Annotated in this window: 10 protein-coding genes; 2 read left to right on the top strand and 8 right to left on the bottom strand. The window is 32.3% G+C overall.

The features are described 5' to 3' along the window. Positions 1–60: 60 nt before the first annotated feature. The 3 genes from ACZIX2_RS04210 to ACZIX2_RS04200 are packed head-to-tail and all read right to left on the bottom strand — an operon-like array spanning position 61 to position 3,554. Positions 61–1,392: a 4Fe-4S dicluster domain-containing protein gene (locus ACZIX2_RS04210; RefSeq protein ID WP_463338831.1), complete on the bottom strand. Its 1,332-nt coding sequence runs from the start codon at positions 1,390–1,392 to the stop codon at positions 61–63. Positions 1,393–1,401: 9 nt separating this feature from the next. Then, positions 1,402–2,364 (bottom strand): MlaD family protein, encoded by a 963-nt coding sequence (locus tag ACZIX2_RS04205; RefSeq protein WP_463338830.1) that lies wholly within the window; start codon positions 2,362–2,364, stop codon positions 1,402–1,404. A gap of 50 nt (positions 2,365–2,414) precedes the next feature. Further along, positions 2,415–3,554 carry an N-acetylmuramoyl-L-alanine amidase family protein gene (locus tag ACZIX2_RS04200; protein WP_463338829.1) on the bottom strand — a complete coding sequence of 380 codons (1,140 nt, stop codon included), beginning with the start codon at positions 3,552–3,554 and terminating at the stop codon, positions 2,415–2,417. Positions 3,555–3,684: 130 nt separating this feature from the next. Here ACZIX2_RS04200 and ACZIX2_RS04195 point away from each other — a divergent pair, with 130 nt between their 5' ends. Then, positions 3,685–6,381, top strand: coding sequence for a putative LPS assembly protein LptD (locus ACZIX2_RS04195; RefSeq protein WP_463338828.1), 2,697 nt, complete (start codon positions 3,685–3,687; stop codon positions 6,379–6,381). 127 nt (positions 6,382–6,508) lie between these two features. Then, on the top strand, positions 6,509–6,889 hold the full coding sequence (locus ACZIX2_RS04190) for a RidA family protein (RefSeq protein ID WP_463338827.1): 381 nt from the start codon (positions 6,509–6,511) through the stop codon (positions 6,887–6,889). Between the two features lie 85 nt (positions 6,890–6,974). On the opposite strand, the gene ACZIX2_RS04185 is transcribed toward ACZIX2_RS04190, so the two are convergent. The 5 genes from ACZIX2_RS04185 to ACZIX2_RS04165 form a co-directional block, all read right to left on the bottom strand. Next, positions 6,975–7,826 (bottom strand): N-acetylglucosamine kinase, encoded by an 852-nt coding sequence (locus tag ACZIX2_RS04185; RefSeq protein ID WP_463338826.1) that lies wholly within the window; start codon positions 7,824–7,826, stop codon positions 6,975–6,977. Positions 7,827–7,928: 102 nt separating this feature from the next. Continuing rightward, entirely contained in the window at positions 7,929–8,933 is a 1,005-nt protein-coding gene (gap, locus tag ACZIX2_RS04180; RefSeq protein WP_463338825.1) for a type I glyceraldehyde-3-phosphate dehydrogenase, read from the bottom strand. A gap of 43 nt (positions 8,934–8,976) precedes the next feature. After that, the gene (pfkA, locus tag ACZIX2_RS04175) at positions 8,977–9,963 is read right to left on the bottom strand and encodes a 6-phosphofructokinase (RefSeq protein WP_463338824.1); all 987 of its coding nucleotides are present in this window, start codon (positions 9,961–9,963) and stop codon (positions 8,977–8,979) included. 338 nt (positions 9,964–10,301) lie between these two features. Continuing rightward, positions 10,302–10,649, bottom strand: a complete 348-nt coding sequence (locus tag ACZIX2_RS04170; RefSeq protein WP_463338823.1) for a DUF1801 domain-containing protein — start codon at positions 10,647–10,649, stop codon at positions 10,302–10,304. A gap of 177 nt (positions 10,650–10,826) precedes the next feature. Next, positions 10,827–12,101, bottom strand: coding sequence for a tetratricopeptide repeat protein (locus tag ACZIX2_RS04165; RefSeq protein WP_463338822.1), 1,275 nt, complete (start codon positions 12,099–12,101; stop codon positions 10,827–10,829). Positions 12,102–12,110: the final 9 nt, after the last annotated feature.

Genomic DNA, 12,110 nt, shown 5'->3' with positions numbered 1-12,110 from the left:
TTAAAAACAGTAAAACTGTTCTGTTACTATCTTAAATTCAAGTAAGAAAATTAAAAAACATTAATTTTCATTTTTCCAATTCAATCGATCTTGTTGATTATAAGGCCATGGAGCTCCATTATTTTCAATATTGGACATCATCGCATTCAAAGGCATAGGTGCTGCACTTTGTTCCATAACCAGATAGCGTCTCAAGTCAGTAATTATAGAAAGAGGATTGATGGATACTGGACATTCTTCCACACAAGCATTGCATGACGTACATGCCCAAATCTCCTCGGCCGTAATATAATTGTTGAGTAACGAAACATTATCAGGAACAAAAACTCCATTATTTTTATCTATGTTTTTACCTACCTCTTCTAAACGGTCTCTTGTGTCCATCATAATCTTTCTCGGCGAGAGTTTTTTTCCGGTTTGATTGGCAGGACATGCTGAAGTGCATCGACCACATTCGGTACAGGTATAAGCATTCATCAACTGTACCCAATTCAAATCCATAACATCAGACGCACCAAATTTATTAGGCACAGCATTAGCATCAGCTGGAGCCGCAAAAGGGTCTGCATTGGGATCCAACATTAATTTCACTTCCTTGGTTACCGATGCTAAATTATCAAACTGACCTTTTGGATTCAAATTTGCAAAAAACGTATTAGGAAAAGCCAATATAATATGCAAATGCTTAGAAAAATAGAGGTAATTCATGAATATCAATATCCCAATAATGTGCAACCACCAGAACAATTCAGATAAAAGCATTACTAAAGAGTTTGACATTCCATTGAATATAGGAGCTATAAATTGACTCACAGGAAACGCACCTGCTTTAATAAAATGAGAAAAACCACCTGGGACTTGTTGTAAATGCAAGTCTGTAGCGTTCATTAACAAAAATAAAGACATCAAAACTACTTCAAAATATAAAATAGTATTGGCATCATTCTTCGGAAACCCTTCTAAATCTGAACTTACAAAACGCTTTAAACGGATAATATTTCTTCTAGACCAAAATGTAAAAACTGAAATTAGGACCAATACCGCCAAAATTTCAAATGATCCGATTAAAAAGTCATATGTTGCTCCTAAAAAAGCAAACACACGATGAGTTCCAAACAAACCATCAATGATAATTTCTAATAACTCTATATTAATAATGATAAACCCCAAATAGACCACAATATGTAATATTCCTGCCAAAGGCCTTTTCACCATTTTGGATTGACCTAAAGCTATCATGGCCATGTTTTTCCAACGTTGACTAGAATGCTGCGATCTATCTATAGAAGTACCTAACTTAATATTTCGAACAATCTTTTTAACATTTCTAAAAAAATAGCCAAACCCTACTATCAAAAGCATGGCAAATAAAATGTTGTCTATAAATTTCATAATGGGAAGTTATTGGTTTATCAGTATAGTATCACTTGCAGGTGCAAGATATGGTTTATTTTTCTTGCCAAAAACAGAAACGTTGATATAACGGGTTGGATTTAATCGAACGTCTTGTAAAAGTAACTCCAATTGTTTTGAAGTTTTTGATAAATTATTATATAAAACTTCATCGTTAAGTAATTTTCCCATTGACCCTTTTCCTGCTTGCAAATTACCCATTATTGTATTAACACTTAAAAGCGTTTTGTTCAAATCTTTTACAGTTTTACCCAAGTTGGCTTTTTGAAGAGAATCAGAAATTTTAGAAAAATTGTTAGATATCTTGTTAAAATTAGTAACCGCACCGTTAATATTAGACTTGTTTTTATCCATTATTTCATTGATACTAACTGATGCTTTTTGAAATTGAATCATTGTTTTGTTAAGCTCTGACAAACTGTTTTTTAAATCAGCTTGCCCCTTTTCATCTAACACAGTATTAAAACCAGTAATTAACTGATCCGCATTGATTAATAGTTTTTCAATCTTGTCTTGTAAAGGAACCAATTTTTCGCCTAAGCTTGCAGCCATACCCAATTCAACACTACCTTTCAAATAACTTCCATCTTCCAATAAATTTTTATCGGATAAATTTGGTCGGATAGCAATTTGCTTACCACCGATTATACCAGGCTCATAAATAACGGCTAAACTTGATTTGGAGATAGGAAAATCAGTATTTATTTGAAGTTCTACTTTAAGTTTTCCTGTGGTTGGATTGATAACTATAGATGTAACTTTTCCTATAACCAATCCATTTAAAGTTACGTTAGAAGAAGGGATTACCCCTTCCACATTTTCATATTCAACATAGTATGTTTTGTATTCTGTAAACAAATCACTGCCTTTCAAAAAGCTATATCCCCAAATGAATAATAGAATGGCAGTAATGACAATAATTGCGGTTTTAATTTCTCTTGTTAATTTCAAAATATATAGATTTTTAGGCAAAAATAAAATAAAAATTGAATTGATAAGGATTATTTAATGGCATCTTGAATACTAATTTTAGTACCATTCTTATAGGCTGTCAAAAAAGCAGAAGTAAAGCCTTTTGCTTTTGCCATTTTTAAATTCTCTTTAGCAACATTATAGTCGGTAGTTTCGCCGTAAAAGTATTTATACAAGTTATTATCGGTTTCCATGGAAACAAAATTCAATCCTTTAAAGTTCTTAGGCTGCAAATCTAATTTTACATAGCTTGCCGATAATTGAACTTTGAAAACGGTCGAAGCAACCGAATTGGTTGATGCTTTGACTGTATCTGCAACTTCCTTAGGTTTTTCATTTGCATCTTTAACTGGTGTCACTTGACTTTTGGTAGATGGAAAATTATCAACTACATCTGCACTATAAAATTCATTTTTATAGCGAATTATCGCTTTTGCAATAGCCCTTGCAAGATCATTTTGACCTTCTTCAGAAACCAAAACTGCTCCTTCTATAGGATTAGAAATAAATCCCATTTCAATTAAAATCCTTGGCATATAAGCCTTGTGTAAAACCATATAAGGGGCTTGCTTAACACCTCCGCCTCTAATTTTCTTACCTAACAAATCAAACTCTTCTTCCACACTTGCAGCTAGAGAAATACTATTTTCTAAATACTCTTCTTGCATTAAGGTCATACCAATCATTGTTTCGGGAGAATTTGGGTCAAAACCTTCGTATTTTTGCTTGTAATCTTTTTCTAATGTAATTACGGAGTTCTCTTTTTTGGCCGCTTCTAAGTTAGAGGCAATCTTGGTCATCCCCATTACATAGGTTTCTGTACCATCTGCAGCAGTATTTTTGTTAGCATTACAATGTATGGATACAAATATTGAAGCTCTTGCTCTATTAGCTATATTGGCTCTCTCAATTAAATCAACAAAAACATCTGTTTTTCTTGTATAAATTACCTCAATATTTTTTGTTTCTTCTAATATTTTTCCTACTTTTAACACTACTGCTAAAGCTACATCCTTTTCTACGCGGCCACTATACTTAGCGCCACTATCATGCCCACCATGACCAGCATCAAGTGCAACCCGAAACACATCCGCCTGACTGTAAGCAATCAAGGCAAAAAACTGAAAAGAAATAGCAAATAATACTTTCAAAGAAAACTTTGTATTCATAAATTTAAAATTATTTTATTAAGACACATCGTCTATAGTTTTGCTAAATGACTATTTTTGCAAAAAATAAATGTAAGTTTGATGCTTCATTATTTAAGCAATCATTTCTACAAAAATAGTATTAAAACCATTGCGTACAAACTTATTTAATATCGTTTTACTATCATTTCTATTAATTTTAGGAAGTGTTTCATCATATTCTCAAGATATCAAGAAAAACAAAACTTCGATTCCTACTACTGCGGATACTAAAATTAAAAACAAAAAATCAACTCCCAAACCTCTAGATGTAACTCCTTTAAAAGATTCTACATCTACTGATTCTATTAAGAAAAAAAAGCCTTTTTTAGAGGACAAAGTGCGCTATAAAGCCAAAAATTACGCCAAAATTGATCAAAAGAAAAAACTTATTACATTACATGATCAGGCTGAACTATATTATCAAGATATTGAATTAAAATCCGGAATCATAGTCCTTGATTATGATAAAAATGAAGTATATGCCGGAAGAATTAAAGATTCCACAGGAAAATACACCCAATATCCAAACTTCAAACAAGGAAGTAATATAGTGGAACCCGACTCAATACGTTTTAATTTTAAAACCAAAAAAGCCATTATTTGGAATTCTAGAACCGATCAAGGAGAGTTTAAAGTTAAAGCAACTATTACCAAAAAAGAAAACGATTCGGTATATTTCTTAAGAGGAGCTCGTTTTACCACTTCCAAAAACATTGACAATCCTGAATACTATTTTCAGACCAACAAAGTAAAATTAATACCAGGAAAAAAAGTAATTACAGGATTAACCAATATGGTGATTGCTGACGTACCCACTCCAATTGGGCTACCCTTTGCATATTTCCCAATGAGTAAAGAAACTAGTATCTCAGGGATAATCCTTCCCAATTACAATGATTCGAATGTACGTGGATTTTCTCTACAAAATTTTGGATATTATTTTGCTTTAAGTGATCAGTACGATTTAACGGTTTTAGGGGATTACTATACCAATGGAAGTTATGGAATGCGTGTGGAATCAAGCTATGCTAAACGCTATAATTTTAGAGGAAATTTCAATTTTAGATTCGAAAATCTCATCAATAGTGAACGAGGGTATCCTGACTATTCCAAACAAACCATCTATAATATCCAATGGTCGCATTCGAAAGACTCAAAATCTAATCCTAATTCTACTTTTTCAGCATCTGTTAACTTAGGAAGTAGTAAATATTACCAACAATCCATCAATGTTGCCAATCTTGGTTCTAACTTGAATAATACCTTGAGTTCATCGATTTCATATTCCAGAAATTTCAACTCCATTCCGCAAGTTAGAATGTCTTTATCTGCTACACATTCACAAAACACTCAAACTAGTCAAATCAACATGACACTACCTACACTTCAATTAAGTGTGGACAGAATCTTCCCTTTTGCGAAAGGGGATGGAATTAAAAAAGGACTTATAAAAAACATCAACCTACAATATAACCTAAACGGTAGAAATAGTTTTGTAACAACTGACTCTTTATTTTTTAAACCTCAAATGTTTAGAGATGCCCAAGTTGGTATGCAACATTCTATTCCAATTAGTACCAACTTCAAGTTATTCAAATATTTTAGTGCTTCAGCATCTGCTAACTACCAAGAAACATGGACTTTAAAGACCATCAATCGCTATTTTGACAAAGACCAAAACCAAGTTGTTGACCAAACCATTAACGGTTTCGACGCTTTTAGAACTTACTCTTTTTCGAGCAGCATAGGGACCACAATATATGGTACTTTCAATTTTGGTAAAAACAAGAAAATTCAATCTATACGTCATGTCATGCGTCCTTCGATTTCTTACGGATATACACCAAGTTTTGAAAAATATTATGACACATATGCTACTGACGCTAGTGGCACAATGATAAAACCTTATACTCGTTTTGAAGGAGGCATCTATGGGGTACCCGGCTTAAACAACTCGAATAACATAGGCTTTGACCTGAGTAATACCTTTGAGGCCAAAGTAACCGATAGCGACTCTACCAAGGTAGAACCTAAAAAAATAATGCTGTTGAACAATTTTAACTTATCTACCAGTTACGATTTAAATGCAGACGGAAAAAACACATTAGCTTGGTCTCCAGTAAGAGTAAGTGGCGGAACACAATTGCTCAAAGATAAGATGAGTGTGAATTTTGGTGCTACATTAGACCCTTATGCAATTGATAATTCCGGAAAGAGAATCAATGTTTACAACATAAACAACGGCGGTAGTTTGTTTAGAATGACAAGTGCCAATTTAACCATAAATTATTCCATAGCAAGTACAGATTTTGATGGTACTACAAAAAAAGATGATCAAGTAGTTCGAAACGGTGGCCGAGAAGATGATTTATTTGGAAAAAGTAACGACGTCTTAAATCAAAAAAGTCAATTTGATGATTCCGATGAAAGCAGAAACAATGAAGATGCTTTAGCTACGTTCTTCAAATCACTCTTACCTTGGGATATGACTTTTGCATATTCTTTGACCTATGGCAATAACAATAGAGAAAGAAAAATCATAAACAATTCTATTATGATTTCTGCCAATGCTGACCTAACTCCAAAATGGAAAGCGGGAATTTCTACAGGTTATGATTTTGTACAAAAAGGAGTAACATTTACTCAAATTCGATTTGAAAGAGATTTATTGAGCTGGCGAATGGATTTTAATTGGACCCCTTTTGGCGAATATTCCAACTGGAATTTTTTCATAGGAATAAAATCAGGCGTTCTTAGTGATATTAAATGGAATAAACGTCGTGTTAACGATAGAGTTATACGATAATTTTATAAACAATATTCGCAGTACTTTTAAAAGAAATTAGCTTTAAAAGCAACTGATAAATCATTTTTACAGACGGACAAAGCAATCTTAAAATCTACTATTACAAAACCTTTTTATTATTAATTTTATGAAAAAAGTAATTTACACCGAAAACGCACCTGCTCCTATTGGCCCTTACAATCAAGCCATTTTAAAAGGAGACACCTTATATACTTCAGGGCAAATTGCGCTTCATCCGAAAACAGGAGCACTCATAACCGATTCAATTCAACAAGAAACAGAACAAGTGATGCAAAACTTAAAGGCCGTATTAGCTGCCGCTGATATGACTTTTGAAAATGTGGTCAAAACAACTATATTTATAATGAATATGACCGATTTTGCAACCATCAATGAAGTATACAGTTCTTATTTTGATGAAAAGACCGCTCCGGCTCGCGAAACAGTTCAAGTGGCCTGTTTACCTAAAAATGTAAACATTGAAATTTCTATGATTGCAGTACTATAAAAAAAATTACACTATATCTAAACAAATCATTTTTTGTTAGGATATAGTGTAATTGTTATAATTTTGAAATTTTAACGGCAAAGAATTAACTATTTGCCACGTGATAAGCGATCAACCCATCAATTGGTCTACGCAACACATTTCCAAGTTTAATTTCATATTTATCAAAAATCACTTGTAATTCATCTTTAAGATAATAAGCAATAGATCCTACAAAATGAACTGGAACTTCTTGATAGTTATCGTATTGCTTGATATAATTTTTAACAAAAGATTTCATGCCTTTAAATATGATTTTTTGGCAAAATTCATCTTCTTTGTTTTTAATTAAAAACTTAGCAAAAGTGGCCAAATAAGCATTTGGATTAGGCTCTTTGTACAATTTATTTTTAATAAAATCAGGATCTACATTGTAATCTTTTTCAAACTCTTCAGCTAAGTGTTTTGGCATTTTGTTGAAATAGTATTTTCTAATCAACTCTTTTCCAAAAACGTTACCACTACAGTCATCCATACAAATATAACCTAGTGATTGAACTTTTTGATGCAATACTTTTCCATCAAAATAACTACAATTTGAACCCGTTCCTAAAATACTCACAATTGCTTTTTCTCCTTTAGGAGTAGTTGCAAATACTGCCGCATAGGTATCTTCTTCAACAGTAACAACAGCATTTGGAAAATATTCTTGAAAAACTTGCGCTAATGCAGATTTCATTCTATTAGTACCACAACCCGCTCCGTAGAAAAATAAGTGTGTGGCATTTTTTTTGTTTTGAAGAATATCAAAACGATCATTTAAGCGATCAACAATTTCATTTCCATCTAAAATCTCTGGATTCAATCCTAGTGTTTGCGTTGTAAACAATATTTTTCCATTGTCGTCAATCGCAATCCAATCTGCTTTTGTTGAACCACTATCTACAATTAATTTCATATACTTAAAATTTTTATTAATACATTCAAATATATCAAAAATATACATGAATGCAAAAAAAATCCGAAAGCCGAAGCTTTCGGATTATTGAATCATTTATAATTATTTTAATCCTGCAATATGTACAGACAAATCGATTAGTTTGCTTGAATATCCATATTCATTATCATACCAAGAAACTAATTTGAAGAAAGTAGAAGTCAATCCAATTCCAGCAGTTGCATCTACAATAGAAGTTCTTTTATCAGAAATAAAATCTTGAGATACTACAGCATCTTCTGTAAACCCTAACACACCTTTCATGTTAGTTTCAGAAGCAGTTTTCAAAGCTGCCATAATTTCTTCATAAGAAGTTTCTTTTGCAACTTTTACAGTTAAATCTACAACAGAAACGTCAGCAGTTGGTACACGGAACGCCATACCTGTTAATTTCCCATTCAATTCTGGAATAACTTTACCTACCGCTTTGGCAGCTCCAGTTGAAGAAGGAATAATGTTTACTGCTGCAGCTCTACCACCTCTCCAGTCTTTTCTAGAAGGACCATCACAAGTCATTTGCGTAGAAGTTGTAGCGTGTACAGTGGTCATCAAAGCTTCAACGATACCAAAATTATCATTGATTACTTTTGCTAATGGTGCTAAACAGTTAGTTGTACATGAAGCATTTGAAACAATTACATCAGAAGCTTTTGCAGTTTCGTGATTTACTCCCATTACAAACATTGGAGCATCAGCAGATGGTGCAGAAATAATTACTTTTTTAGCACCTCCTTTAATGTGTTCGTTTGCAGTTTCCAAAGTGGTAAAAATACCAGTACATTCTGCTACTACATCCACATCAACTTCGTTCCATTTTAAATCTGCTGGGTTTCTTTCTGCAGTAATACGGATATGTCTTCCGTTTACAAATAACTGACCATCTTTTACTTCAACAGTACCATTAAATCTACCGTGAACTGAATCATATTTCAAAAGATAAGCTAAATGATCAACATCCAATAAATCATTGATAGCTACTACTTCTACATTATCTCTATTGAAAGATTCTCTAAATACAATTCTACCGATTCTACCAAATCCGTTTATTCCTAATTTTACTTTTGACATTTTTTCTTAATTTTTAATTATTACTATTTGTTTAATATATAGACTAAATTGACATGATATCCGATACTCGGAGTAACTCTTTATCAATTTCCGTATGTCCTTTGATTGCTTGCTCTAATGGAGTAAGTTGGATTTTATCTTCTAAAATTCCAACCATGTAATTCGATTTTCCTTCTAAAAGAGACTCAACAGCTTTTACACCAAGGCGGCTGGCCAACACTCTATCAAAACACGAAGGTGCTCCACCTCTTTGTAAATGCCCTAACACAGACACTTTAACATCGTATTCTGGGAAATTAGCTTCAACATAATCTTTAAGTTCAAAAACATTTTTACCTGTTTTATCCCCTTCCGCAATTACAACTATACTTGATGTTTTTCCTGAATTTCTACTTTTTTGTAATGAATCTAAAAGACGTTCTAAACCTAAATCAATTTCAGGAATTAAAATCTCTTCAGCTCCTGCACCTATACCTGCATTTAAAGCAATGTATCCAGCGTCTCTACCCATTACTTCAATAAAGAAAAGTCTATCGTGTGAACTTGCTGTATCTCTAATCTTGTCTATCACTTCTACTACAGTGTTCAAGGCTGTATCATAACCTAAAGTATGACTTGTACCATAGATATCATTATCAATTGTACCAGGAATTCCAATAACAGGAAAACCAAACTCAGTATTAAAGATTAAACCACCTGTAAACGATCCATCTCCACCAATTACAACTAGCGCATCTACACCTTGCTTAACTAAATTGTCATAGGCTTTCTTTCTACCTTCTGGGGTTCTAAACTCAGCTGATCGTGCTGATTTCAAAAAGGTTCCTCCTTTGTTGATGATATTATTTACACTTCTAGGACCTAACTCAACGAAATCTCCATCGATCATTCCTTGATATCCTCTATAAACTCCAACACATCCTATATTATGAAATGCACAAGTACGAACTACGGAACGTATAGCCGCATTCATACCTGGTGAATCACCTCCAGATGTGAGTACTCCTATTTTTTTTATTTCTTTTGACATTTTTTTAGTATTAATATGTAAATTTAGTAAATACCTTTTTTTTTCTAAAGTAAATTATTAATTTTTTAATAAAAACTACAAGATTCAAACGTTTTCGTTGATAAGTTTTGAATTATTACAAAGAATAGCAATCTATTTTTATTAAAAACAAAAAAAACAAGTATTAATAAAATCAGCTTTTCAAAATTATAAAAAAAAATCCTAACTACTTATTTATCAATTTGTTATTTGGTTTTTATTAACAATTCAACCATTAACCTATTAATGAAAAACACTCAAATAAACCACTTGCAGACCATCAATCAACCCCTGATTCCACACCTACTTATAAGCACATTTTACTGTAATTCACTAGCTTCTTTTAGCACATCAACCAACACACTATGGTCTATAGCCTCCAAACTAAAGTAACGAAGTGATCTTACGTTTTTCCTGCTTTTTACCTCTAAAACATCTAGGTGTTTCTTTAACATAAAACCTTTTACAAACCCCAAATCAACATATTTAGTTTTAACGTTTGGAAGCACATAACAAAAAGGTTTTTGTTTAAGATACACAAACGGAATCCCCCATTTAAACAACACTTCCGCTTCGGGTAATTCCCGTTGGATAACTTGCAATAAGTGCAGCACAATATTTTGATACATCGGAGGAAGTCCAAGAATAAATGAATCTACTGGCTTCATATTGATTATTTTAAATTAAACACAAAAATGGTTTTACACTTAAAATGAAAGAAAAAAAAGTATCAACCAAAATATAAAAATAACATTCAATTAAAAATTATGTAGCATTCTGAAAATAAAATTTAAAAAAAAACCGCCTCGTAGATTAGAGGCGGTTTGGAATTTTAACTTTAAAAGTTATTCTTTAATAGACGCTTTTAAAGCTTTGTATTCTGGCATCATTTCTAATGCACTGTATACATTTAATAAGGTCTTAGCAACATCTATATTCTTAGGATCTAATTCTACAGCTGTTTTTAAATAAGGAATTGTACTTTTAAACAAGTCTTCTCTTTTTGCTTTCAAAACGTCGTAGCGTTTCATATCGTTGGCAGAAGTTCCTAATTTATTCATTTCATCAATAATCGGTTTTTCATTCTCTAATTTCAATGCCGCTAAATTGATATAGGCATTTGTATATTTAGGATTGATTTCGATTACTTTTTTATAATACTTTTCTGCTTCTGTAGAGTTTTTAGCATTTGCGCTTAAAACACCTAAATTAAAAACCAAATCAGCATCATTTGGGTTTTTAGCCAAAATTTCTGCAACTAATTTTTTATAGGTATCAAAATCTTTGGTTTCCAAATATAAATTAGCTTCTGTTAAAGCAAGTGAAGTATCCTCAGGATTTGCTTTTCTTGCATCCGATACAGCTTGTTTAGCTTCGTTTACTTTACCTTGTTGTACCAAAATTAAAGCTACATTTTTATAAATTTCACCTCTTTTTGAAGGAATAGCTTCCGTTCTTGGTTTTTCATGCGTACCAAGTTTCACCATACGATCTCTTTCAGATGCTGTTGAAAACATATCTTCTTGTGAAGTCATCTTATTTACAGCGAAATAATTTGTTCCTTTCCCTGAATAATTCAATTTTTTCAACTCATCATAATTTTTTAATGCTGAATCGTAATCCTTAGCATTTACATAAGTTGAAGCCGCATAATACAAGTTTATTGTGTCTTTTTTATCCAACAAATAAGCATCATACAATTTTTTGGCTGCAATATCATTTTTATCAACTTTAGAGTCGGCTATCGCATCATTGATAAGCTTGTATTTAATATCTACAATAGATTTTTTTGCTTGGTCTGAATACTTCGATTTTCCAATAGCGCTTTCAAACTCTACTAATTCTTGGTATGACTTAGCAGCTAAAGCCATATTATTATCTTTATCAACTCCTTTATTTGCTAAATCCATCATTACATTACCTTTGATGAAATAATATTGAGCTTTTTCAACATCTTTAGCATTAGTCATGATCGATTCTGCTTCTAGCAAAATTGATTTTGCCTCATCAGATTTACCAGCTTTTAAAGCTTTTTCTGCAGCTTTCATTTGGTCTTTTTGCGCAAAAGAAACTACCGAAATCAACAGTGTTGAAGCAAGTAGTACATATTTACTTTTCATAGTTATCAA

Source organism: Flavobacterium riviphilum (assembly GCF_055231795.1).
This window is presented reverse-complemented; position numbering and strand designations above follow the sequence as displayed.

What these genes read in the sequence shown, in the direction of transcription:
- ACZIX2_RS04200 (WP_463338829.1), bottom strand. Translation starts at nt 3,554, where the DNA reads ATGAATACAAAGTTTTCTTTGAAAGTATTATTTGCTATTTCTTTTCAG.
- ACZIX2_RS04185 (WP_463338826.1), bottom strand. Translation starts at nt 7,826, where the DNA reads ATGAAATTAATTGTAGATAGTGGTTCAACAAAAGCAGATTGGATTGCG.
- pfkA (WP_463338824.1), bottom strand. Translation starts at nt 9,963, where the DNA reads ATGTCAAAAGAAATAAAAAAAATAGGAGTACTCACATCTGGAGGTGAT.
- ACZIX2_RS04210 (WP_463338831.1), bottom strand. Translation starts at nt 1,392, where the DNA reads ATGAAATTTATAGACAACATTTTATTTGCCATGCTTTTGATAGTAGGG.
- ACZIX2_RS04165 (WP_463338822.1), bottom strand. Translation starts at nt 12,101, where the DNA reads ATGAAAAGTAAATATGTACTACTTGCTTCAACACTGTTGATTTCGGTA.
- gap (WP_463338825.1), bottom strand. Translation starts at nt 8,933, where the DNA reads ATGTCAAAAGTAAAATTAGGAATAAACGGATTTGGTAGAATCGGTAGA.
- ACZIX2_RS04170 (WP_463338823.1), bottom strand. Translation starts at nt 10,649, where the DNA reads ATGAAGCCAGTAGATTCATTTATTCTTGGACTTCCTCCGATGTATCAA.
- ACZIX2_RS04190 (WP_463338827.1), top strand. Translation starts at nt 6,509, where the DNA reads ATGAAAAAAGTAATTTACACCGAAAACGCACCTGCTCCTATTGGCCCT.